Origin of the sequence: Streptomyces roseoverticillatus, from assembly GCF_000719265.1 — a bacterium.
GTDB lineage: Bacteria > Actinomycetota > Actinomycetes > Streptomycetales > Streptomycetaceae > Streptomyces > Streptomyces roseoverticillatus.
Window position 1 is genome coordinate 145,912 of record NZ_JOFL01000006.1, and the last position, 22,393, is coordinate 168,304.

Genomic DNA, 22,393 nt, shown 5'->3' on the forward strand with positions numbered 1-22,393 from the left:
CATGCAACCGGCCACCGCGCACCGCACCGTCACCGACATCGGCCCCGCCGAACTGCCCGGCAGAGCCGCCGACCTCCTGGTCGGCGGCCACCGCCTCGCCCTCGTCGCCGCCCACCACGACAGCGCCGACGAACCCGGCGGCCGGGCCGTCCGCGTCGTCTACCTCTTCGTCGCCGGCCCGCCCGACACCCGCACCGAACTCCACGTCCGCCTCGATCCGAAGGCCCCCGAACTCCCCACCCTCGCCCACCTCTCCTTCCCCGCCGGCCGCTTCGAGCGCGAGATGCGAGACCTGCACGGCATCGTGCCGCTGGGCCATCCGCTCCCGCACCGCCTCGTGCGCCACTTCCACTGGCCCCGCGGCTGGTACCCGATGCACCCCGACGCCGGCCCGCCCCCGCCCTTCGCCGAACCCGAGGGCCCCTACCCGTTCCTGGAGGTCGAGGGGGAGGGCGTCTACGAGATCCCCGTCGGCCCCGTCCACGCCGGCATCATCGAACCCGGCCACTTCCGCTTCTCCGTCGTCGGCGAGACGATCATCAAGCTCAAGGCCCGGCTGTGGTTCGTCCACAAGGGCATCGAGAAGCTCTTCGAGGGCCGCACCCCCGACCAGGGCCTGCCGCTCGCCGAGCGGATCAGCGGCGACACCGCCGTCGGCCACGCACTGGCCTACTGCCTCGCCGTGGAGGAGGCCACGGGCGCCCACGTCCCCCTCGACGCCCGCCGCGCCCGCGCCCTCCTCCTCGAACTCGAACGCCTCCACAACCACGTCGCCGACCTCGGCGCGCTCTGCAACGACGTCGGCCACGGCATCCTGCACGCCCGCGCCCAGCACGTCCGCGAACGCCTGCTGCGCCTGAACCAGGAGGTCACCGGGCACCGGCTGCTGCGCGGCGGCGTCGTGCCCGGCGGCTCCGTGCTGCGCGCCGTGCCCGGACCGGCCCGGCTCCGGGAGCTGGGCCGGGAGATCCGTGACATCGTCACCCTCGCCCTCGGCCACACCACCGTGCGCGACCGCTTCACCGGCACCGCCCGCCTCGACGTGACCGCGGCCCGCGACCTGGGCTGCCTCGGCTACGTCGCCCGGGCCAGCGGCCTGTCCACCGACGCGCGCGCGAGCCACCCCTTCCACGACCACGGGGGAGCGCTGACCATCCCCGTCCACACCACCGGTGACGTCCTGGCCCGCTTCCTCGTCCGGGCCGAGGAGGCCGAGGCCTCGCTGGCGACCGCCGAGCGGCTCGCGGCCGGGATGGAGGCGGGCCGGACCACGGGGACCTCGCTCGCCTGGCCGCCGCTGTTCGCCCGCGGCACCCGCCGCGCCGGCGTCGGCATCGTGGAGGGCTGGCGCGGCACGATCACCACGCGGGTCGAGCTCGGCGCGGGCGAGACGCTCACCCGGGTCAAGACCGTCGACCCGTCCTTCTTCAACTGGCCCGCCCTGCCCGTGGCACTGGCGGACACGATCGTCCCCGACTTCCCCCTGGCCAACAAGAGCTTCAACCTGTCGTACGCGGGCAACGACCTCTGACGCCTACGCGGCCCTCACACGTCGGGGTCGACATTGTGCAGGCGGGCGAGGCGCAGCACGTCGTCGAGCTCGTCGGCCGCGACGGCGGCTCCGTAGGCGTCCCCGTCGGTCTCGGCCTCCGCAAGGGCCTCCCGCGCCTCTCGCACGCGCCGTCGCACGGCCTCGGCGAATTCGCTCACGACGGCCCCCAGCACGATGGGCATGAACAGGCGATTCCTTGAATTCTAGAGCCGATCCGGCCCGGTGGCGCCCCGCGAACCGGCTCCTGGTTCCGCGGTCGTCCGTGCCGACCTGCGGCCCTGATACCCACCGAGTCCGGCACCGGGCCCGGAGCGCAGGTCCTCCTCGATCATCGCTTCCGGTCCCGCCGCCATCCGTTCCCGCAAACGCGCCCTGTTGGCCCTCCAGTCCGGCCCGGCGACGTAATGGCGCGGATGCTCCAGGTGCAGGCAGGCGAGGGAGGCCTCGGTGTGCCAGCCGCGGATCAGCGGGGCGCGCGAAGCCACCTTCACCAGCAGGTCGTCGTCCTCGCAGCCCCAGCCCGTGTAGGCCGTGCAGTACCCGCCGACCTGCGCGAACCACTCCGCCGGCAGGAGGAGCTGGCCCCAGTGGAAGGGCGGCTGGCGCTGCATGTGCTCCGGGAGCCCGAACACGTACGCGGCCGGCGGCGGCCAGACCATCGGGGTGGACATCCGCAGGGAGCCCGCGCCCAGCATGTCCCGTTCCAGCCGTTCACCGGTGTGGGGGACGAGGACCGGGCCGGGGGCCCCCGTGACGTAGCAGACCCGCCCGGCCGGCGCCGCGACGCGGATGCCGACGGGCTCCGGCACGCCGGTGCGGGCCAGGGCCGGGGCGCCACCGGGCAGCCGGTACATCCAGGGCTGCGCGAGCGCGGCGCCGTCCGCCAGCCGCAGGGCCCGCCGCAGGTAGTCCCGGCCGAGCGGGAGGACATCGGTGTCCGTCAGGCACAGGAGGGGAGAGCGGGCGGCCGCGGCGGCGATGTTGCGCAGCACGCCCGCCGAGCGGATCTCCGGGTCCGCGCGGATCACCCGCCCTCCCGGGAGGTCCACGTCCAGGTCGCCGGCGGTCGCCACCACCACTTCGCAGGGCACGTCCTGCGCCAGCCAGGCCGCGGCGACGCCGGCCAGGCCGGCCCGGCCCTGGTGGTCCCCGTAGAGCGGCATGACCACGGTCACTTCGGGCATGAGGACCCCTCCTGCCGGGTGCGGCGCCACCGCGCCGACTGGCTGATCTCGACGCGGTTCTTCCACAGGTGCAGCAGGTGGTGCCAGGCCGCCGGCGCCTGGGCCGCCAGCAGGTCGGCGTGCTTGCCGAGGATGTACTGCTGCTCGTCCACGAACAGCTCGCCGGGGGAGGCGAAGGTGAGCGATGCGGCGTGCCGCCGGTAGGAGAAGAGGGCCCGGGGAATGACGTCGCCCTCCTGTCCGGCCCGCTCCAGCCGTATCAGCAGTTCCACGTCGTCGAGCGTCGGCAGCCGCTCGTCGTAGCCGCCGACCGCGGCCAGGGCCGAGCGGCGCAGGAGGCGGGTGCGTTTGCCGCCGGTGTTGAGGAAGGACATCAGGACGGGCACCGTGCCCAGGGGCGCGTCCATGGCGTTCACCAGGCCGAAGTGCCGTACGTAGCAGGTGACGTGAGCCAGCTCGGGTGCGCGCCGGAGCGCTGCCATGGCGGTCGCCAGGCAGTCGTGGTCCAGCAGGTCGTCCCCGTCGAGGGGAAGGACGAACTCCCCGCCGGCCGCGGCGATGCCCGCGTTATACGCCGACCCGGGACCCCCATTGGGTTTGTCGACCTTGACGACACCGGTCAGCGCGTCGAAGGCGGCGCGGGTCGCGGGGTCGGTGGAGCCGTCGTTGACCACGACGATCTCGACCCGGGGGTGGGTCTGCGCCCGGACCGAGCCGAGGGTCTCGGCCAGCCAGCGGCCCTTGTTGTAGACGGTGATCACCACGGAGACGGTGGGACAGGAGACGGTGGGACAGGCGTCCGGGGCACCCGAGGTGTCCGGGGGAAGAGCCGAGTCCGCCGTCCCCGGTCCGGCGACGGGCTCCCTCCGTGGGCTTCGCCGTGCCTCGCGGTAGGCGTCGACGAGCTGCCGCCCGGCGGTCACCGGGTCGCCGTAGGCCCGGACAGCGGCGGACGCGCGCGGGGCGACCTCGTCCAGGAGCCGTGGACCGGCACCGGTGAGCCGGCCCAGCAGGCGGGCCAGCGCGTCCGCGTCACCCGCCGGCGCGACGAACCCGGACCTCCCGTCCGTGACCAGCTCCGCCGTGCCCCCGCCGGAGGCGCACACGACCGGGCAGCCCTGGCTCATCGCCTCCAGCGCCTCGTAGCGGCAGTTGTCCCAGCGCGCCGGGACCACGCACAGCAGGCTGCTGCGCCACAGGCGCACCCGGTCGGGAACCGCGGCGGGGTCGAGGAAGGTGACGCGGCCGCGCAACGGGCCGGTGACGAGCCGGCCGAGGTTCCGGTCGCCGGGCAGGCCCGGCCCGTGGCGCCCGGGCCGGCGGCCGAACAACGTGAACGTGAGGTCCGGGTCGGACCGGGCGAGCCGGGCGGCGGCGGTGAGGAAGACATCGACCCCGCCCAGGGGCCCGACCGGCCCGGCGAACGTCACCCGCCGCGGCGGACGAGGGCCGTCCGGCGGGCGGGGAACGAGGTCGGCGGGGGAGAGCGGGTAGGGACTGCTGCGGCATCTGTCGTTGAGGGCCCGCGCGTATCCGGCGGCCCGTTGCGAGGGGAGCAGCAGCAGGTCGGCGTGGCGCAGGCAGTACTCCTCGGCGTACGCGGTCATGGCGCGGTCGGTGTCCCCCGGCTGCTCCCCGCTGAGCGGGGCCGTCAGCGCGGCGGGCGCGTGCACCCGGACGGTGAGTGCGGTGTCCCGGAACTCGCCGAGCAGCCGTTTGGCCCGGATGGTGGTCAGGCCTTCGCCGTCGCGCTCCGGGAACTCCACCGCGTCGAGCCCGGATTCCGCGGCGAGGGCGCGCAGAGCTCCGTACACCCGGTCGGCATGGGCATGCGCGGGCGTAGCATAGACGTACCCTTCGGGCCGCACGGGCAGCGGGACGGGCAGCAGGCCGCATCGCTCCGCGGCTGCGAAGTCACCGCCGGCCGCCACCAGGTGGACGCGATGGCCCCCGCGCACGAGCTGCCGGCCGGCGTTGAGGACGTATCGGCTCGTCTGGTCCCACGACGGCCGGAACTCGCGGACCACCAGGGCCACCCGCAGTCCCGCCCGTCCTTCCGTTCCCGCTTTCACCGCTGCCGGCAGCACGGGGCTCCCATCATCATGGCATCGGCGCTTTTCCCCGCCTCTTTCTCCGCCTCCGGTAAATGCAGCACCGTCAGGTTCCTTACGACGGAGCTCGTTCCGTCGTAAGCCGGCTGCGCAGCGATGGTCAGCAATTCCCGCCCCCTCGGCAGTGGAACAGATGTGGCATTTCTTGGCGGCCCCCGGCGTCGCCCGCGCGCTGGCCGAAAATCCCATGGCCCTGTTCTGCGGAACCGGTCCCGGACCTATCGTTCCGGAAATGACCCGGAACATCATTGAAGTGAGCGTGATAATTCCGCTCTACGGGCACCACGCAGGGCGGGCGAGCGTCGCCGCGGTGGCCGCCGCGTGGCTGTCCCAGGACGTGCCCTGTGAGGTGATCCTCGCCACCGCGGGCGACATGCACCTCGGCGACACCGGCGGCGCACGGCTGCTGTGCGCCCCGCCCGGGCTGCGCGCGCCGGGACTGCTGCGCAACGCCGGGGCGGCGGTGGCCCGCGGCAGGATGCTGTACCTCTCCGACTCCGACGTGGCTCCGCTGGGGCGCGACTACCTGAGCCGGGCCCTGGCGGCGGCCCGGGACCACGGCGGCGCCTGGGCGCAGCCCTGGATGTACCGGCTCGACGGGCCCGCGAGGCGTGCCGCCGTCGTCGACCTGCGCCCCGGGCCGGGCACCGGCGGCCGGCCGTACTGCATGGTGACCGCGGACTCCGGCGGGACGCTGCACCCGTGCCCCGGCGAGGTCATCTCCCGTCAGCGCATGGAGCACTGCGGTGCGGTCACCGAACTCCCCGTCATGTACCCGCCGCCCGGCACGGACAGGCACCCCGGCGACCTGCGGGAGTGGCGGGCCCCCTTCCACTGGGGGGCGATGCTGCTCGGACGCCGGCTGTTCGAGGAGGTGGGCGGCTACTGCCGCGGCTACTACGGCTGGGGCTGCGAGGACGACGACCTGTTCGTGAAGGTCGCCTCGCGGGCTCCGGTGGCCATGGGCTGGGCCGATCCCGGCAGCGGCATCGGCTGCCTGCACTTCGAGCACCCCTACCCCTACAGCGGCACGCCCGAGCGGGAGGCCAACAGCACCCTGTACGCGCGGCGGGTGGCCGAGGGAGCGGCCGCGATGATCGAGGAGGATCTCACCGGCGCGCGGGCGGCCCGCGTCTGAGCCGGCGACGCCCGCCGCCCTCACGGGACCAGCTCGTAAGCCTCGACCCCCGGCCGGCCGGCTGCGGTGCTGCGCCGCAGCCGGTGCCGGGGGAACCGCCGCCCGGCCGCCGGCCGCTGCAGCATCCTGCGGTAGCGCTCCAGGGACTGCCCGAGGCGGGCCTGCTCGGCGGCCCGCGGTGTACGCCGGCCCTCGTGCCGCAGATGGAAGGACACCCAGTCCAGGGCCGGCACGACGAAGATGCCGCGGGCCGCCATCAGGGCCCCGAAGGCCAGGTCCTCCACACCCCAGCGGGTGGCGTACTCCTCGGGGAAGCCGCCCGCCGCCACGACGTCGGCGCGCTTGACGCAGAGGCTGTGACTGCTGACCATGCCGGGCAGGTCCCAGAAGCCGATGACCCGGCCGTGCCCGAAATCCTTGAAGCGCCGGCTCTCGCGGACCAGCTCGAAGGAGGCCCGGTCGCAGCGCGGCACGTCCCGGTCGGCGGTGGTCTGCAGATACCGGCCGCCGCCCTGGTCGCTGAGCCACCGCCAGTCCCTGTCGATGCGCGGTGCGTGCGAGCCCGCCGGGGCGAAGAAGACCTCGGGGCCGGTGTCCTCCCGGAAGCCCGTGAACAGGCAGCCCTCGGTGTGCTGCTGGCGCAGCGCCGCCAGGGCCGTCATGGTCGCGGGCACCCGCATGTCGTCGTCCAGGAACACCGCGGTGGAGCCGCGGGCCACGGTCAGCCCGATGTTGCGGGCCGGGCCCGCGCCCAGGCCGACGGGGTTGCGGACGATCGTCACCGGCACGGTGAGGCCCGCGTCGAGCACCACCTGCCGCACCGGTGGACCCGATCCGTCGTCGACGACCACCACCTCGAAGCCCCTCCAGACCTGGGCCTCCAGCCCGGCCAGCGTCCCGGCGAGCGGGCGGGCGCCGTTGTAGGTGGGGACGATCACCGACACCGGCTCCGAGATTCCTTCGGGCACCCGGCGGAGGGGGCCGGTCAGGGCGAGGCCGGTGCGGGCGCGAAAGGACCGCTCGACGCCGGAGTAGTCGTTGCCGTGCGAGCGCAGCCCGTCCGCCGCGGTGACCGCCGTGGCCCCTGTCATGACCGCCTGACCAGGTAGGGCGGCATGACCAGGAGATCGATGTCCGGGCTCGACGCCATGAGGTCCACCCCCTGCCCGGGGGTGAGCACCATCGGCTGCCCCTTGGTGTTGAGCGAGGTGTTGACGACCCCCGGCAGCCCGGTCTCCTCGCCGACCGCGGCGAGCAGCGCCCCGAACCCGGTGTCCGACGAGGGGACCAGCTGCGCCCGTGTCGTACGGTCCACATGGACCCCCGCGGGGGCACGTTCGATGCGCTCGCGGCCCACCAAGTGCATGTTGAGCATGTAGTCGCTCAGCCCCCGGACCGCGGGCTCCATGTCCAGCGCGGCGAAGCCCCCGGCGGTGAGCGAGAGCGCGGCCGGCCGCCATGCCTCACGGCCCTTGACCCGGTTGAGGCGGTCCAGCGTCGTGCGGTGCCGGGGCGAGGCGAGCAGGCTGCGGGCCCCCAGGGCGCGCGGTCCGAACTCGCTCGGCCCGTCGAACCAGGCGACCACCTCGCCCTGGGCGATCGCGGCCGCGGTCTCGGCGAGCAGCCGGTCGTGCTCCACGGCGACACCGGTGCAGCCGACGCGCTCCAGCGCCTTCTCGACCGCCCCGATGGTCACCGGCGGTCCGAAGAAGACGGGCGGGCCCGCCTCGGCAGGCAACGGCGCGGGAAGGTTGCCGGACAGGGCCTCCGCGAGCAGGGCGGCGCCGAAGACCGTGCCGCCGTCGTTGGGCGCGACCGTGCCGGAGACCCGGGCATAGCCGCTCTCCAGCGCGATCCTGCGGTTCATGTGCGCGTTGAGCGCGACCCCGCCCGACAGCAGCAGGGTGTCCTCGCCGGACAGCCTGCGGGCCCGGGCGGCCAGGGCGAGCCCGGCCTCCTCCACGGTCAGCTGGGCGTCGGCGGCGAACGGCGCGTAGTCGAAGGCGTTGGCCGAGGAATCCGTGTACGGGAACACGTTCTCCGCGAAGGCGGTGACCCACTGCTTGCCCAGCTTCTCCCAGCTCAGACCGGTGGCCAGGTCGCCCCGCAGCCGCCGGTCGAGGGAGAAGCCGCCGGTCGAGGCGTCGAAAGAGACGAACCGCATGTCGCTGGTGCGCCCGTAGGAGCTCAGCCCCATCAGCTTGCCGGCGCCCCACCAGCCGAGCTTCGCGTACGCCGCCGCCGCTCCGTAGAACACGCCGAGCGACCAGCTCTTGTCGTAGCGCTCCAGGAGCCGGAACCGGCCGTGGTCCACGTGGAACAGCGACGTCGATCCGTCGCCGCCCCAGCCGTCGGCGACCAGGATGTCCGCCGTGTCGTACGGGTTGAGGAAGTAGGCGCCCGCGGCATGGCACAGGTGGTGGTCGAAGAAGCTGATGTCACGCGTGCCCAGTCGGGACGCGAGGTTCGGCAGGATCGTCGCGGTGAGGGCGTCGGTGACGTGCACCCCGCAGGGGATGCCGGCTACTTCGGTGACGGGCGTGCCGGGAGGAGCGTCCGCCCACGCGTACCCGATCGCCTGGATGTCCCGGGGATGCACGCCGAAGGCGTCCAGCAGCACCCGCACGGCATCCTCCGGGCCCTCCCCGGGGGCGTGCCGCCGGCGGCTGACGCGTTCCTGCTCCAGCGCGCCGACCACCTTGCCGTCGATCGCGAGACAGGCTGCGCCGTCGTGACAGCCGGGGACGTCGGGGCGGCCGATGAGACCGAGGACGATCATCCGCACCTCCTGTGGGGGAAATGACCTGCCGCATCAGAGTGACGCGGTGCGGCCGCGCGGCCGCGCACCTGATTGACGAATGTCCTTATCTCGTCTTTGTTCGGCCGGTTCGGTGGGGTTGCGGAATGCGCTGGAGACGGCCTTTCGGATGGCTCCGGAGAGCGAACGACGAGCAGGGAAACGATTCGCCGGCGGTGTGCTGCAGCGGAATTCCGGCCGCAATTCTGCGCGATGGTTTTCGGCTGCCCGCGTATCGTTTCTGCGGAAGGGTCGGGCGGGTTTCCGAAAAGCTGGTCCCGCTGTTTCACGGGGTTTTCCGGCTCTTCGTCGTGCCGCGCCCTGGTGGCGCAAAAATGACCCCTGGGGCCGCCGAAACCGTTTGCCGCCGCGAGTGACGGTGGGTAGTGTGCGGGCCAATGCCCGTACGTAGCGCAGCGGCAAGCGCGCCGTCACGAGAGCGGAGGTGTGGGAGGCCCCCGGCTTCCGGACGCCGTATGCACTGGAGGGGACCGGGGCCGGCGCGGGCGCGTCGGCGGCGCTCGGGCTCGTCCTGCCGGCCGCCGCGGAGGTGGACGAGGCCGGGCTGGTGCCCGACCGCTCCGCGGCCAACTCCTGGTCCGTGCGCATCGGGGAGCTGGACCCGGCGGAGCTGCTGGAGACGCAGCTGGTCAACGCGCTCGCCCCCGCGCTCCTGTGCGACCGGCTGCTGCCGCTCCTGCTGGCCTCGCCGCACCCGCGCCGCTACGTGGTCAACGTGACGGCGGTCGAGGGCCGCTTCGCCGTGCGCAACAAGTCCGCGGGGCACCCGCACACCAACATGGCCAAGGCCGCGCTCAATATGCTCACCCGCACCAGCGGCCACGAACTCGCCGCCCGCGGCGTCCACATGTGCAGCGTCGACACCGGCTGGATCACCGACGAGAATCCGGCACCGAAGAAGGAGTGGATGGCCGCGCACGGCTTTCGCACCCCGCTGGACATCGTGGACGGCGCGGCCCGGGTCTACGACCCGATCGTGCGCGGCGAGGCGGGGGACCCGGTGTCGGGCGTCCACCTCAAGGACTACCGCGTCGCCGACTGGTGAGCGGGCCCTGGGGGCTCGTCAGGCCGCGCCCTCCACGCTCCACCCCGGCACCTGGAAGCGCGCGGTGATCGCCGAGCCGTCGACCTCCTCGCCGCAGCAGCGGCAGACGACGGCCGGGTCGAGGTCGGCACCGCAGGAGTGCTCGAACACTGTCGGCGGCACGTCCGCCAGATGCCGGTCGCCCCAGCTCATCAGCATGATGAGGACGGGCCGCAGATCGTGCCCGGCAGCGGTGGGGCAGTACTCGAAGCGCGCCGGTCGTTCGCTGTAGGGAACCTTTTCCAGCACCCCCGCTTCCACCAGTCGGCGCAGCCGGGAGGCCAGGATGTCGCGCGGGGCCCCGGTGTTGCGGGCGATCGCGTCGAAGCGCCGGACTCCGAAGAAGACCTCACGCAGCACCAGCAGGGAGTACTTCTCGCCGACCACGCCGAGCGCGTCGGCGATCGAACAGGGGCGCGGCTTCGTCATGTTCCCCATCGTAGAACAGCTGGATTTGCTTCCCCAACCCTTCCGGTGGGGCGCATCCGTTTCATCAGCCGGCCCACGGGTCTCACGGGTGCGCCGCCTCGATCAGCTGCCGCAGCGCGCCGTAGTAGACCTCATGGTCCGTCATGCCGGGCAGGATGACGTCCATGCCGCCCGTCAGGACGGGGAACTCCGCGGGGTCGAGCGCGGCCAGCGCGGTACGGGTGTTCCTGACGGTGAGCGCGGGCTCGCGGTGGTCGACGAAGGTGGCGCTGCCGAGCGTGAGCAGGTACATCCGCCGGTAGGTGCGGAACGCCTGCTCCGGCGTCATCCCCGCGGCGATGCTGTCGGCGAGCGCGGGCTCGACCAGGCGGGCCAGCAACTGGGGGCTGAGCCAGGGGCGCGAGCCGCGCAGGGCGACCAGCCCGGGGTGCGCGGTGAGCAGCTCGTACAGCGCCCGGAAGCGCCGCTCCGTGGCCTCGGCCCAGCCGGTGCCCGGCGGGATCTCGGGCAGCCCGGCGGCGAGGTGGTCCGTACAGAGGTCGATCAGGCCGCCCAGGTCCGTGCAGCGGCGGTGGATCGTCGCGTGGGACACGCCCAGCCGCTCGGCGAGGGAGCGGAAGCTCAGGGCGGAGGGGCCCTCTTCGTCGATGATCGCGAGGGCGGTGCGGGCGATGAGGTCCGGGGTCGCCCGGGCGAGGGAGGGAGATTGCCGCGGCATGTGTAACACCGTATCGTACGGTGTATCACCCGGTTGCCGCACCTGCCGGCCGCCCGTGCTCCGAGGAGAGAACCCGTGCACGACCTCACCTACGGCGACGTCGAAAAGGCCGCCGCCCGCATCGCCGGCCGCACCCGCCCGGTCGCCGTCACCTCCGCCGGCCCCGGCCCCGGCCGCGCGTGGCTGGCCCTGGAGTTCATGCAGCACACCGGTTCCTTCAAGGCGCGCGGCGCCTGGAACTTCCTGGCCGCCCACCGCGAGGCCGGCACCCTGCCCCCGGCCGGCGTCACCATCGCCTCCGGCGGCAACGCCGGACTGGCCTGCGCCTGGGCCTCCCGGCAGCAGGGCCTGCCCGCGACCGTCTTCCTGCCCGGGAACGCCCCGCAGGTGAAGGTCGACCGGCTGCGCGGCTACGGCGCCGACGTCCGGCTCGCCGGCACGGAGTACGCCGAGGCGCTCGCCGCCTGCGAGGAGTTCGCGCGCACCACCGGCGCCCTCGCGAGCCACGCCTACGACCACCCGCTGATCGCCGCGGGCGCGGGCACCCTCCTCGACGAGATCCGCGCCGGCGTCCCCGGCCTGGACACCGTCGTCGTCGCGGTCGGCGGCGGCGGGCTCTTCGCGGGCGTCGCGGCCGCCGCCCGGCACCACGGCATACGGACCGTCGCCGTCGAGCCCGTCGGCAGCCGGGCCCTGCACGCAGCCCTGGAGGCCGGGCACGTCGTCGACGTCACCGTCGACTCGGTCGCGGCGGACGCCCTCGGAGCCCGCCGCGTCTCCGAGACGGCCCTGGCCGCGGCCCGCCACGCGGACGTCACCTCCCTCCTCGTACCGGACGAGGCCGTCACCGCCGCGCGGCAGGCCCTGTGGGACGAGCGCCGCATCGCGGTCGAGCCCGCCGGAGCCACGGCGCTCGCCGCGCTCACGCCGGGAGGCCCGTACGCGCCCGCGGAGGACGAGACGGTCGCCGTCGTCCTCTGCGGCGCCAACACGGACCCGTCGGACCTGGTCCGACGCGCCTAGGCCGGGTCTCTGCGCTCCGACGCGGCCGGTCCGGCACCGCCGGACAGCGCCGTCGTGGTCGCTCGCCGTTGCGGCGGGAGGATGAAGCAGTGCCTCCCCGTATGAACCGCGCCCCTATGTTCCGCCGCTGTGGTGAGCAACCACTGTCAGCGTTTTCGGCGGTGCCGGGTCTACCTCGGCCCAGGGGCCCCGGAAGCGCCGGCACGGCCCCGGCGCACCTGGGGCGACAGCAGCACGGCCGCCGTCGCGGCGACCACGACGCCGGCACAGCACAGCAGGCCGGTGCGGGGCCCGGCCGCCGCGGCGAGCGGGCCGGCCGCCAGCATGCCGAGCGGGGCGCAGGCCAGCGAGCCGAACCAGTCGTAGGAGCTGACCCGGGAGAGGGCTTCGGCCGGCACGTCACGCTGCAGCGCCGTCGCCCACAGCACCCCGAAGACGTCCCCCGCGACCCCGGCGGCGAACGCCGCCGCCGCGGTCGGCCAGACCGGCGCGTGCATCCCCAGCAGCACCATCGGCAGCGCGGCCGGGAAGGTGGCCAGCACCGCGACGAGGATGGGGCGCCGCGGTCGGAGCCGCGCCGCGATCCCCGCGCCCGCGATCGTCCCCAGCGCCTGCGCGGCGACGACGTAGGACCACTCCCGCACCCCGCCGGGGCTCTCCTCGCTCGCCAGGGGCCCGAGCACGCCCACCGCCGCGCTCTGTGCCGCGACGACGAAGGCGTACTGCAGGACCACCGCCCACAGCCACTGGCGGGAGGCGAACTCCCGCCAGCCGTCGCGCAGGTCGCGCAGGCCCGGGCCGCCGCGGCGGCGGTGCGCGCGGGCCGGCCGGATGCCCGCGATCAGTCCGGCGCTCGCCAGGAAGGTGAGGGCGTCGAGGGCCAGCGCCCAGCCCGCGCCGACCCCGGCGACGACCACGCCGGACAAGGAGAGCCCCAGCACCATGGCGACGTTCATGCCGATCCGCAGGGCGGCGTTCGCCTCCGTGAGCCGTTCGCGTGCGACGATCTCCGGGATCACGGCGGTCATCGCCGGCGCGAAGAGGGCCGTGGCCGTTCCGGCCGCCGCGGCGAGCACGGCCAGCGCGGCGAGCGGCGCGTGCCCCGTCAGGCTCATGACGGCGAGGCCCCCGTAGGCCGCCGCGCCGGCCAGCTCCGCCGCGACCATGAGCCGTATGCGCGGTATTCGGTCCGCTATCACCCCGCCCACGAGCACGAACAGCACCTGCGGGAGCACCTGGCAGGCCAGCACCAGCGACAACCGGCCCGGCGTGGCCCCCGGGAGGGCCAGGACCGCGAAGGCCAGGGCCACGCGCGCGAAGCCGTTGCCCAGGACGGAGACCGCCCGGGCCCAGGAGAGCAGGACGAAGTTGCGGTCGCGCAGCGGGGGAGGAGCGGCCACGGGCTCGGACGGAACGGGAGGCGGCGGCAACGGCGGTGACGGCCGTTCGGACGGAGGATTCACTCTTTCAGTGTCCGATGCACTGAAGAACAGAGCCGTCGATTACGGGGCAGAGAGGAGATTTCCGGCCGTTCACGACTGACGCGTCCGTACCTGCCGGAGGGCGGCATCCGGCCTCTACCATGGAGAACTGCGCATGCGGAACAACGATCCGGAGGGCCGGAGCACCAGAACCGGCCGTACGGGAGGGGCCGATGGGAGCGCGCGGCACCGTGGTGCTGGACAATGCGATCGCCGCCTACTACGAGCGCGTCCAAGCAGCGCTCGACCACGTGGCGGCCGCCCGCCACGACCCGCCGGAAGGCTTCTCCCCGGGCCCCCGCCTGCCGCCCCTGACGGAACGGCTCCGCACCTTTCTGTCCGTATCCGGCCTCGCGGCGACGGACCTCGGCGCACACCGCGGCACCCGGCTCTCCCTCCTCGACCTCATGCGCAACCCGGGCACCCGGACCACCAAGACCATGGCCTCCCTCGTCATCGTCGCGCGCGCCGCACACCACGTGCACAGGACCGGGGAGCCCCTGATGCTCCTCACCCCCTCCTCCGCCAACAAGGCCACCGCCCTGCGCGACGCGGTCCGGCGCGCCCTCGACTGCGGCCTCGTCGCCCGCGACGAGCTGCGCATCGCCTGCGTGGTCCCCGAGGCCTCCGCCGGCAAGGTGTGGCGGACCCGGCTCGCCGACGACCCGGAGCTGCGCCGCCGCAACCCGGTCCTGGTGCACGCCGGCCCCGGTGCGGCCGTGAAGGCCCTGGCGAGCGAGGGAGCCGCACGGCACGCGGCGGGGATCGAGCGCCTGACCGGGGTCCGCGTCTGGCACACCCTCGACCTCGACAACTACCGGGCCGCCGACACCGTGCGCGCCTGCTTCGAGCACGCATACCTGCCCCGGCCGGAGGGCAGCACGCGATGGCACGCCCACGCCGTCTCCAGCGCCTTCGGGCTGCTCGGCCACCACCTCGGCACCGTCCTCCTCGGGGAGGGCACCGGCAGGCCCTCCGGCTACCTGCTCGTCCAGCACCTCGCGACCCCCGACATGATCCTCGACCTGCACCGCGGCACCGCCCCCGCCTACCGGCACGACCCCGCCACCGGCCTGTACGCGCAGGACGGCGACCCGCGCTTCCCGGCCGTCACCCACGACCCGGCAGAGGTCCTCGACCCCACCTTCTACACGAGATCGCCCGCCACGGCCCCCGCGATGAGCGGGCTGATCCGGGCCCACGGAGGCGACGGCCTGGTGGTCTCCCGGCACGAGTGCCTCGGCCGGTACGACCAGGTGCGCGCCCTGGTGGCGCCCGCGGGGATCCACCTGCCGGCCGACCCCCGTCGGCTGCGCGAGTGGTCGCTGGTCATGGCGATGACCGGCACGCTCCTCGCCGTCGAACGCGGCCTGGTGGAGGCCGACGAGGTCGTCGTGCACGGCTCCGGCTCCTACACGTGCGACGACTTCACGCCCCTGCCGCCCGCGGCCCGGCAGCCCGCCGGCAGCGCCGGCGACGTCGGCACGGCCCTCCGCGCGGCCGCGCGCCAGGAGCCGGCCTGATGCGTACGGGCATCGTCATCCTCCCCGAACACCCCTGGCCAAAGGCCCGCCGGCACTGGCGGCGCGCCGAGGAACTCGGCTTCCACCACGCCTGGACCTACGACCACCTCTCCTGGCGCTCCCTGCGCGACGCACCCTGGTTCGGCGCGATCCCCCTCCTCGCCGCGGCCGCCGCCGTCACCACCCGCATCCGGCTGGGGCCCCTCGTCGCGACCCCCGCCTTCCGGCACCCGGTGGTGCTGGCCAAGGAGCTGATGACGCTCGACCACATCGCGGGCGGCAGGATCGTCGCGGGCCTCGGATCGGGAGCCCGCGGCTACGACGAGAACGCCCTGGGCGGCCCGCCGCTCGCCCCGGCCGCACACCACCGGCGCTTCGCCGAGTTCGTCGCCCTCGTCGACCGCCTGCTCCGGCAGGACGTCACCGACCACGACGGCCCCGCCTACACCGCCCGCGGCGCCCGGATGATCCCCGGCTGCGTACAGCGCCCGCGCCTCCCGCTCGCCGTCGCGGCCACCGGCCCGCGCGGCATGCGCCTGGCGGCGCGCCACGGACAGGCCTGGGTGACGCACGGTGCGGCCGCCGCAGCGCCCGGCACGTACACCGAAGCCGGCGCACTGGCCCTGCTGAAGCGCCGGTCCGACGCCTTCCAGGAGGCATGCGAAGAGACCGGCAGGGCGCCCGGCGGCACCGACCGCATGGTGCTCGGTACCCGGCTGGTGCCCGGCCTCGCGGACTCGCCCGGACGCCTGCTGGATTTCGCCGGTGCGTGTGCCGCCCTCGGCTTCACCGACCTCATTCTCCACCGGCCCCGTCCGTCGGGGGTGTTCGGCGGGGACGCCGAGGCGTTCGAGGACGTCGTCGCCGGCGCGATCCCGGAGATCGAGCGGCTGTGACCGGCGACGGGAAGAGCACGCGACCCGGCTCCGGCCACGCACCGGACGCCTACGGGAACACCTTCGGCGCCGTGTACGACGACTGGTACCCCCTGGAGTTCGCCCACGGCGCGGAAGCCGTCGCGGCCCTGGCCCGGTACGCGGGCCGCGGCGAGGCCCTCGAACTGGGCGTCGGCACCGGCCGCATCGCCATCCCGCTCGCGCGGCGCGGGGTCCCCGTCCACGGCGTCGACGTCTCGCCGGTCATGCTGGAGCGCCTGCGCGCCAAACCCGGCGGGCACCTCGTCCGCACCGTCCTCGCGGACATGGCCGACCCGGACGCCTGCGACCTCGGCCGCCGCTTCACCCTCGTCTACTCCGTCTTCAACAGTCTCTTCTGCATCCCCGCCCAGGCCCGGCAGACCGCGAGCCTCGCCGTCGCCGCCCGGCACCTGGCCCCCGGCGGCCGCCTCGTCGTCGACCACCAGATGCCCGCCGACGTCGCACCCGGGATCTCCGTCCGGCACTTCCACGCCGCGGACGACGAGGTCCGCTTCTCGCTCGTCGACTGCGACCCCGTCACCCAGATCATGAAGCGGCGCACCGTGGCCGTCACGGACGACGGCGTCACCTCGTACCGCTCGGTCATCCGCTACGTCTGGCCCGCCGAGCTGGACCTCATGGCGGCGGCCGCGGGCCTGGTCCTGACGGCGCGCCGGGCCGACTGGGCGGGCACACCCATGCGCCCCGGCAGCCCGGGCTGCGTGTCCGTCTACCGCCACCGAACCCACGAAGGAGACCCGGCAGGATGACGGCCCCCGCCCTCCCCGCCGACCGCCGCGCCCCGGCCAGGGCCGCGGCGCCCCGCCGCGCGGCCCTGCGGGCGAGGTACGCCTGGGACACCGACCCCCGCCTGGCGGCCCTGCGCCTGCGGTGGGACACCGCCCTGCGCACCGCGCACCCGCTCACCGCCTGTTCACCGCCCCGCAGCCCGGTCCGCCTGCGCTACACCGGGCTGCGCGACGGCGCCCGCCACGTCCTGCCGTTCCTCGCCCGGCAGGGCGTGGAGACCACGGCGGCACGGACCGGAGCGCCGGGGGAGCCGGCGGACATCGAGCTGTCCGGCGTCCCCGCCCGGCAGGCCGGCCCGCCCGGCCCCGCCGGCGTCGTCCTGCCCTTCCGCATCCAGCTCGCCGTCCCGGTCGGGGACGGCCCCGAGGCCCTGCGCGCCCGCATCTCCGACCGCGAGCGCCGCGCCTTCACAGCCCGCCGCGCCGCGGCGCAGTGGACCTGGCACGTCGGCACCGGACCGCACGCCTTCGACCACTTCTACGAACACATGCACCTGCCCACGATGCGCCGCCGGCACGGCGCCGCCACCCGCAGCCTCCCGCCCGGCCTCGCCTACGAGTGCCTCTTCCGGCGCGGAATCCTCTTCTTCCTCGTCCAGGACGGGGTCCGCGTCGCCGGAGTGCTCTGCGCCCGCCCCCGCGACGGCAGCGTCCTGACGATGCGCCTCCTCGGCGTCCTCGACGGGGCCCGCCAGTACTACACCGGCGGCGCGGTGCGCGCCCTCACGCACTTCGCCCTGGAGTGGGCGTGCGCGAACGGCTGCGCGTCCGTCGGCCTCTCCGGCTGCGAGCCCTTCCTGAGCAAGGGCATCTTCCAGTTCAAGCAGCGCTTCCACCCCGAGTGCCGGCTGCCGGACGACCACTTCGGCGGCAAGCGGCTCGTCCTGCGCGTCCTGCGCGACACCCCGGCCGTACGGGACTTCCTCGCGGCCAACCCCCTCGTCGCACTCGGCGGCGACGGCCTCGAAGCCCTCTACTTCCACGACGCGGACCGGCCGCCCCGCACCGACCTGGCCTGGAGGTGCCCGGGCATCCGCCGCGCCCGCCACGTACCGCTCGCCACCTTCACCCGGGGCCTGCCCCGGGAGGACGGCCCACCCCGCGGAGGCAGGCCATGACGACGCACGCCACGCCGCAGCACCACCCCTGGTTCGGCTCGTACGCCCTCGCCCGGCCGCCCCGGCTCGGCGCGGCCGGCGTCCGCGACGTCCTCCTCCGGGAGATGGACGACATCGGATTCCACCAGGACCTCGTCTCCGCCCGGCCCCTGCTCGTGCCCCCGCGCAGCGCCGCCGAGCTCTACGGCGCGGCCGCCCGGCTCCTCGCCCTGCTCCGCAAGGCCCTGCTCGCGAGCGGGCCCACGCCCCGGCACCGGATGGCCGCACTGGGCGCCGACGAGTCCCTGCACCCGCTGTTCACCGACGACCGGACCGAAGAGCGCTACTGCGCCTGCATGGCCCGTCCGGACGCCGTGATCGGGGAGCACGGCCCGCAGTTCCTGGAGTTCAACGTCGGCGGTGCCGTCGGAGGAGCCGTCCACACGCACATGCTGACCCGGGCCTGGCGGCACGTGCACGCGGACGGCGGCCGGCTGCCCTTCGACGCGCCCTCGCTGTTCGGCGCCCGCCGCCGCGTCTTCGCCACCGCCTGCGAAGAGCTGCGGCGGGCCCCGGGCGTCGCCCTGCTCGGCACCCTCCGCGACCTGCCCGGCGTACGGACCACCCGCTACTTCGACGCCGAGGTCCACCACCTGCGCCGGCACGGCTTCGCCGCCGAGTTCTTCGAGCCCGAGGAGCTCGACCGCGGCCACGGCCCCGACGGCCGCTTCCGCTACCCCCTTGGACTGCGCCACTTCACGGTCACCGAATGGCGCCGGCACGGCATCGACCTCGCCCCCGTCCGCAGGGCCCTCGACGCCGGCTGCACCTTCCTCGCCCCGCAGACCGCCTTCCTCGTCTCCAACAAGAAGGTCCTCGGCTGGGTCTCCGAAGGGCTCCCCTGGATGACCGCCGCCGAACGCGCACTCGTGCGCCGCTACCTCCCCTGGACCCGGGTCGTCAGCGACCGCCGCGTGACCTGGCGCCGCCGGGACACCGGCCTCGGCGAGCTGCTGCTGCACCGGCAGCGGCGGTTCGTCCTGAAGAAGGCCGTCGGCATGTGCGGCGACGGCGTGCTCCTCGGCCCGTCCACCGACCCGGCGGTGTGGCGGCGCGCCGTCGAGGCGGCCCTGCGGGACGAGGACAGCATCGCCCAGGAGTACGTCGAGGCCGGCCGCTGCGCCGCCGAGGTGACGGACGGGACGGAGTCCGGCACTCGCCCCGCCACCATCGCCCCGCTCCTCGGCCCGTACGTCATGGCCGGCAGGCCGGCGGGGTGCCTGGTCCGCTACTTCGCCGACGGCACGAGCGGCATCGTCAGCATGTACGGGCACGGAGCCCTCATCAACGTCCTGCTGGCCGCCCGGTAGCCGGCCCCGGTCCGGCCGCGGCCAGCGCCACCACCCCCGTCGCCGTCTCCAGCAGCGCCGGCCGGTGGGTGACCATGACCACCGTCCGGTGCGCCACCAGCCGCCCCAGCGCGGCCACCACCAGCCGCTCCGCCTCCGCGTCGAGCCCCGACGTCGGCTCGTCCAGCAGCACGACCGGCGCGTCGGCGAGCAGGGCGCGGGCGATCCCCACCCGCTGGCGCTGCCCGCCCGACAGCCCGCCGCCGCAGTCGCCGAGCCGCGTGCCGAGCCCGCCGGGGAAGCCGTCGGTGAACGTCGTGACCAGCGCCGCCTCCGCGGCCGCCCGCACCTGGTGCGGGCTCGCGTCCGGCCGCGCGTAGCGGATGTTGTCGGCGATCGTTCCCGCGAACAGGAACGTCTCCTGCAGCACGGCCGTCACCTGGCGGCGCAGCCACTCCTCCGGCAGGTCGGCCGTCGCCGTCCCGTCGATGCGCACCGTGCCGCGCGTGGGCCGGTACAGGCCCGCGACCAGCGCGAGCGCCGTCGACTTGCCCGCGCCGTTCGGCCCGGTGAGCGCGATCCGCTCGCCGGCGGCGATCTCGAGGTCGAGGCGGTGCAGCGCGCGGCGGTCCCCGTAGTCCATCGACACCCCGATGAAGTCGACACGGCCCCGCGCACGGGGCGGCAGAGCCCGCGCGCCGGCCCGTACCGGTGCCCGCAGCGGGCACGGCTCGGCGAGGACCGCGGCGACGCGCTCGGCCGACGCCTGCCCCTGGGCGAAGGTGCCGGAGAGCTTGGACAGCGCCCGCAGCGGGGCCACCATGCCCGTCAGATAGCCGATCGCCACCACGAGGTGGCCGGTGCTCCACCACCCGCGCAGCACCCCCACGCCGCCCGTCCACAGCAGCGCCGCCGTCGCGGCGGCCGTGACCGACTCCAGCAGCGGTACCCGGCGGGCCTGGACGTCCACGGCCTCCAGGCCCGCGCCCAGCACGCCGTGGCTGCGCGTCGCGAAGTCCCGGTCGTGCACGCCGTGCCCGCCGAAGGCGTGCACCGTCCGGATGCCCTGCAGCGCCTCGGCGACCAGGGCCGTCAGCTCGCCCTCCGCCTCCCGGCGCCGCCGCGCCGCCCGGTGGCCGCGCCGCCGGTTGCGGACGCCGAGGAGCAGGACCGCCGGGACGGCCGCGACGCCGATCAGGCCGAACCGCCAGTCCAGCAGGAGCAGCGCGGCCGCGTAGCCGGTGACCGAGAGCACGCCGGGGAAGAGCACCGAACAGAACGCCACCAGAGCGTCCTTGACGTTCCCGCAGTCGGTGATCACCCGGCTCGCGGACCCGCCCACGGTCTGCCGGTCGTGATAGCTCAGCGGCAGCCGCTGCAGGTGGGCGAACGTCTCGCGGCGGATCGCGGCGCTCATCCGCTCGCCCGCGCCGTTCATCAGCCGGTCGCCCGCGTAGTCGAAGGCGGCGGACACCAGCGCCACCAGCACGACCAGGGCCGCGGCAGCGGTGAGCATGGCGGTCCGGTCCGTGCCGAGGACGTCCAGCAGGAGGCCGAGGGGGTTGCCGCGCGAGGCGCCCGCCCCGAGCACGTGGTCGATGACGGCGGCGACCGGCCAGGGCGTCACCAGGTCCGCGGCCGTCTCGCAGAGCCGCATCCCGACCCCGAGGGCGAAGGGCCGGCGGTAGGGGGCGCCGAACCCGCGGAAGAACCGCAGCAACTGCCGGCGCTCCGTGGACGGGTCCTTCATCAGTGCTCCCAGCCGGACCGCGCCGCCGCGGCGGCCGGGCGCCGCCCGCAGGCTGACGTTGTGTCAGCCGTTCCCATGGTCGGCACGGCGGCGCCGCGCGCAATGCGGCACGCTGCCGGGCCGGCGAATCACCTCCGGAAACACCGGGCGCGACCACCATGCGGACGGCGCGGGACGCCCCCGGGCGCGTACGGACGCAGGAGCGGGCCGGCGGCAGGCGAGCGCGGGGAGCCCCGCCCCGCGGCCCGGACGGCGGCCCCGCACGGGCGTACGCCGGCTTGTCCCGTTCCTCCGTCCGGCGTGCGCCGGAGCCACTAGGGTCGGCCGGGTGCGCAGTCGCCTGTACGTCGCAGCGTTCCTGGCCGCCCTCGCCCTGACGGCCTGCAGCAGCTCCGGGCCCCCGCAGCCGCCGGCCCCGTCCGACGGGCGCGCGGCCACCCGGTCCGACGGCGCGGAGCTGCTCTACCGGGGCAAGGGGCGGGCCAGCGCGCAGAACCCCGCCTTCTCGCCGGACGGCAAGTCCGTGCTCTTCACGCTCTTCGAGGACGGCTACAACGAGGGCGCCGCCGCGCTGCGCGTCCTCCCGCTGTCCGGCGGCGGCACCTCCGGCCGCCCGAAGACCCTGCTCGACGAGGCCGACAAGGCCGCGGTCAACCTGCCCGGCTCCAGCTGGCACCCCTCGGCCGGGGTGACCTTCGCCTCGGACCGGGAGGGCGGCCGCGACGAGGTGTGGGTGATGCCGCCCGGGGGCGGGCGGCCCTCCCGCGTCACCGAGCACGGCGGCGACTCCGGCTACCTGGAGCCCAGCTTCTCGCCCGACGGGTCGTGGATCGTCTTCCAGGAGATCCGGGAGAAGGACTCGGACCCGGGGGACGGCGGCAGCGCGCTCGGCTCCCTCTGGAAGGTCCGGCGGGACGGCACCGGGCGCACCCGCCTCCTGGACGGCCCCGCCACCGGCACGGACAACCGCCAGCCCAACTGGTCGCCCAAGGGCGACCGGCTGGTCTTCCAGCGGCGCGAGCGCGGCGCGCGCACGTGGGCGCTGTACGTGATGAACGCCGACGGCAGCGGCCTGCGGCGGCTCACCGACGGCCCCGGGGAGCACACCGACCCGAGCTGGTCGCCCGACGGCGGGTCGGTGGTCTTCTCCTCCACCGCCGGCGGCCTGGAGGTGCCGCAGATCTTCGTGATCCCGGCCGGCGGCGGCCGCCCCGCCCGGGTGACCACGCGCGACGGCGACTACGACGGCGCGCCGAGCTGGTCACCGGACGGGCGGTGGATCGCCTTCGAGTCCCACCCGGGGGACGAGGACCGACCGTCCTCGCTGTGGCGGATCCCCGCCCCCGGAACCGACGGGCCCTGAGGGGCCGGCAGGCTGGTGGTGTCGGCAGGCTGGTGGTGGCTGTGGGC

Annotated in this window: 18 protein-coding genes and 1 pseudogene; 10 read left to right on the forward strand and 9 right to left on the reverse strand. The window is 74.9% G+C overall.

Features of this window, described 5'->3' with window-relative positions; all coding sequences use genetic code 11:
- The first annotated feature begins 1 nt into the window (after position 1).
- Positions 2 to 1,531, forward strand: a complete 1,530-nt coding sequence (locus IF61_RS0108120; RefSeq protein ID WP_052392504.1) for a hydrogenase large subunit — start codon at positions 2 to 4, stop codon at positions 1,529 to 1,531.
- A 14-nt stretch (positions 1,532 to 1,545) separates the two neighbouring features.
- Here IF61_RS0108120 and IF61_RS0108125 read toward each other — a convergent pair whose 3' ends face one another.
- The 3 genes from IF61_RS0108125 to IF61_RS33255 are packed head-to-tail and all read right to left on the reverse strand — an operon-like array spanning position 1,546 to position 4,772.
- Positions 1,546 to 1,734: a hypothetical protein gene (locus tag IF61_RS0108125; protein ID WP_030365586.1), complete on the reverse strand. Its 189-nt coding sequence runs from the start codon at positions 1,732 to 1,734 to the stop codon at positions 1,546 to 1,548.
- Positions 1,735 to 1,755: 21 nt separating this feature from the next.
- The gene (locus IF61_RS0108130; RefSeq protein WP_030365587.1) at positions 1,756 to 2,736 is read right to left on the reverse strand and encodes a glycosyltransferase family 2 protein; all 981 of its coding nucleotides are present in this window, start codon (positions 2,734 to 2,736) and stop codon (positions 1,756 to 1,758) included.
- The gene (locus IF61_RS33255) at positions 2,724 to 4,772 is read right to left on the reverse strand and encodes a glycosyltransferase (protein WP_030365588.1); all 2,049 of its coding nucleotides are present in this window, start codon (positions 4,770 to 4,772) and stop codon (positions 2,724 to 2,726) included. The genes IF61_RS0108130 and IF61_RS33255 overlap by 13 nt, the downstream gene beginning before the upstream one ends.
- A gap of 307 nt (positions 4,773 to 5,079) precedes the next feature.
- Between IF61_RS33255 and IF61_RS0108140 the strand changes: the two genes are divergently transcribed.
- Complete coding sequence (locus IF61_RS0108140) at positions 5,080 to 5,985, forward strand: galactosyltransferase-related protein (protein ID WP_030365589.1); 906 nt, start codon at positions 5,080 to 5,082, stop codon at positions 5,983 to 5,985.
- A 20-nt stretch (positions 5,986 to 6,005) separates the two neighbouring features.
- On the opposite strand, the gene IF61_RS0108145 is transcribed toward IF61_RS0108140, so the two are convergent.
- Positions 6,006 to 7,076 (reverse strand): glycosyltransferase family 2 protein, encoded by a 1,071-nt coding sequence (locus IF61_RS0108145; protein WP_030365590.1) that lies wholly within the window; start codon positions 7,074 to 7,076, stop codon positions 6,006 to 6,008.
- Positions 7,073 to 8,764, reverse strand: coding sequence for a carbamoyltransferase C-terminal domain-containing protein (locus IF61_RS0108150; protein ID WP_030365591.1), 1,692 nt, complete (start codon positions 8,762 to 8,764; stop codon positions 7,073 to 7,075). The genes IF61_RS0108145 and IF61_RS0108150 overlap by 4 nt, the downstream gene beginning before the upstream one ends.
- Before the next feature lie 469 nt (positions 8,765 to 9,233).
- Here IF61_RS0108150 and IF61_RS0108155 point away from each other — a divergent pair.
- Positions 9,234 to 9,848 (forward strand): annotated as a pseudogene (locus tag IF61_RS0108155) (SDR family oxidoreductase); the annotation flags it as partial.
- Between the two features lie 18 nt (positions 9,849 to 9,866).
- Here IF61_RS0108155 and IF61_RS0108160 read toward each other — a convergent pair.
- Positions 9,867 to 10,316 (reverse strand): winged helix-turn-helix transcriptional regulator, encoded by a 450-nt coding sequence (locus IF61_RS0108160; protein ID WP_107043012.1) that lies wholly within the window; start codon positions 10,314 to 10,316, stop codon positions 9,867 to 9,869.
- Positions 10,317 to 10,398: 82 nt separating this feature from the next.
- Positions 10,399 to 11,034: a TetR/AcrR family transcriptional regulator gene (locus tag IF61_RS0108165; RefSeq protein WP_030365594.1), complete on the reverse strand. Its 636-nt coding sequence runs from the start codon at positions 11,032 to 11,034 to the stop codon at positions 10,399 to 10,401.
- A gap of 75 nt (positions 11,035 to 11,109) precedes the next feature.
- Here IF61_RS0108165 and IF61_RS0108170 point away from each other — a divergent pair, with 75 nt between their 5' ends.
- A complete protein-coding gene (locus tag IF61_RS0108170; protein WP_030365595.1) occupies positions 11,110 to 12,057 on the forward strand; it encodes a serine/threonine dehydratase in 948 nt (315 codons plus the stop codon).
- Positions 12,058 to 12,227: 170 nt separating this feature from the next.
- On the opposite strand, the gene IF61_RS0108175 is transcribed toward IF61_RS0108170, so the two are convergent.
- Positions 12,228 to 13,457: an MFS transporter gene (locus tag IF61_RS0108175; protein WP_043188213.1), complete on the reverse strand. Its 1,230-nt coding sequence runs from the start codon at positions 13,455 to 13,457 to the stop codon at positions 12,228 to 12,230.
- Between the two features lie 254 nt (positions 13,458 to 13,711).
- Between IF61_RS0108175 and IF61_RS0108180 the strand changes: the two genes are divergently transcribed.
- Genes IF61_RS0108180 through IF61_RS0108200 form a run of 5 tightly spaced genes read left to right on the forward strand, consistent with a single transcriptional unit; the run spans position 13,712 to position 19,254 of the window.
- Positions 13,712 to 15,061, forward strand: coding sequence for a DUF6002 family protein (locus tag IF61_RS0108180; RefSeq protein WP_052392505.1), 1,350 nt, complete (start codon positions 13,712 to 13,714; stop codon positions 15,059 to 15,061).
- Positions 15,061 to 15,957 carry an LLM class flavin-dependent oxidoreductase gene (locus IF61_RS0108185; RefSeq protein WP_030365598.1) on the forward strand — a complete coding sequence of 299 codons (897 nt, stop codon included), beginning with the start codon at positions 15,061 to 15,063 and terminating at the stop codon, positions 15,955 to 15,957. The genes IF61_RS0108180 and IF61_RS0108185 overlap by 1 nt, the downstream gene beginning before the upstream one ends.
- Entirely contained in the window at positions 15,954 to 16,748 is a 795-nt protein-coding gene (locus IF61_RS32100) for a class I SAM-dependent methyltransferase (RefSeq protein ID WP_052392506.1), read from the forward strand. Before IF61_RS0108185 ends, IF61_RS32100 begins: the two co-directional genes overlap by 4 nt.
- Complete coding sequence (locus IF61_RS0108195; protein WP_030365600.1) at positions 16,745 to 17,905, forward strand: hypothetical protein; 1,161 nt, start codon at positions 16,745 to 16,747, stop codon at positions 17,903 to 17,905. The genes IF61_RS32100 and IF61_RS0108195 overlap by 4 nt, the downstream gene beginning before the upstream one ends.
- On the forward strand, positions 17,902 to 19,254 hold the full coding sequence (locus tag IF61_RS0108200; RefSeq protein WP_030365601.1) for a hypothetical protein: 1,353 nt from the start codon (positions 17,902 to 17,904) through the stop codon (positions 19,252 to 19,254). Before IF61_RS0108195 ends, IF61_RS0108200 begins: the two co-directional genes overlap by 4 nt.
- On the opposite strand, the gene IF61_RS0108205 is transcribed toward IF61_RS0108200, so the two are convergent.
- Complete coding sequence (locus IF61_RS0108205; RefSeq protein ID WP_030365602.1) at positions 19,229 to 20,983, reverse strand: ABC transporter ATP-binding protein; 1,755 nt, start codon at positions 20,981 to 20,983, stop codon at positions 19,229 to 19,231. The genes IF61_RS0108200 and IF61_RS0108205 overlap by 26 nt on opposite strands.
- Positions 20,984 to 21,311: 328 nt before the next feature.
- Between IF61_RS0108205 and IF61_RS0108210 the strand changes: the two genes are divergently transcribed.
- The gene (locus IF61_RS0108210) at positions 21,312 to 22,346 is read left to right on the forward strand and encodes a PD40 domain-containing protein (protein ID WP_030365603.1); all 1,035 of its coding nucleotides are present in this window, start codon (positions 21,312 to 21,314) and stop codon (positions 22,344 to 22,346) included.
- Positions 22,347 to 22,393: the final 47 nt, after the last annotated feature.

Excerpts from the sequence above, each read along its gene's own strand:
- IF61_RS0108120 (WP_052392504.1), top strand. The coding sequence starts at position 2 with ATGCAACCGGCCACCGCGCACCGCACCGTCACCGACATCGGCCCCGCC.
- IF61_RS0108125 (WP_030365586.1), bottom strand. The coding sequence starts at position 1,734 with ATGCCCATCGTGCTGGGGGCCGTCGTGAGCGAATTCGCCGAGGCCGTG.
- IF61_RS0108130 (WP_030365587.1), bottom strand. The coding sequence starts at position 2,736 with ATGCCCGAAGTGACCGTGGTCATGCCGCTCTACGGGGACCACCAGGGC.
- IF61_RS0108140 (WP_030365589.1), top strand. The coding sequence starts at position 5,080 with ATGACCCGGAACATCATTGAAGTGAGCGTGATAATTCCGCTCTACGGG.
- IF61_RS0108145 (WP_030365590.1), bottom strand. The coding sequence starts at position 7,076 with ATGACAGGGGCCACGGCGGTCACCGCGGCGGACGGGCTGCGCTCGCAC.
- IF61_RS0108150 (WP_030365591.1), bottom strand. The coding sequence starts at position 8,764 with ATGATCGTCCTCGGTCTCATCGGCCGCCCCGACGTCCCCGGCTGTCAC.
- IF61_RS0108160 (WP_107043012.1), bottom strand. The coding sequence starts at position 10,316 with ATGACGAAGCCGCGCCCCTGTTCGATCGCCGACGCGCTCGGCGTGGTC.
- IF61_RS0108165 (WP_030365594.1), bottom strand. The coding sequence starts at position 11,034 with ATGCCGCGGCAATCTCCCTCCCTCGCCCGGGCGACCCCGGACCTCATC.
- IF61_RS0108180 (WP_052392505.1), top strand. The coding sequence starts at position 13,712 with ATGGGAGCGCGCGGCACCGTGGTGCTGGACAATGCGATCGCCGCCTAC.
- IF61_RS0108185 (WP_030365598.1), top strand. The coding sequence starts at position 15,061 with ATGCGTACGGGCATCGTCATCCTCCCCGAACACCCCTGGCCAAAGGCC.
- IF61_RS0108195 (WP_030365600.1), top strand. The coding sequence starts at position 16,745 with ATGACGGCCCCCGCCCTCCCCGCCGACCGCCGCGCCCCGGCCAGGGCC.
- IF61_RS0108200 (WP_030365601.1), top strand. The coding sequence starts at position 17,902 with ATGACGACGCACGCCACGCCGCAGCACCACCCCTGGTTCGGCTCGTAC.
- IF61_RS0108205 (WP_030365602.1), bottom strand. The coding sequence starts at position 20,983 with ATGAAGGACCCGTCCACGGAGCGCCGGCAGTTGCTGCGGTTCTTCCGC.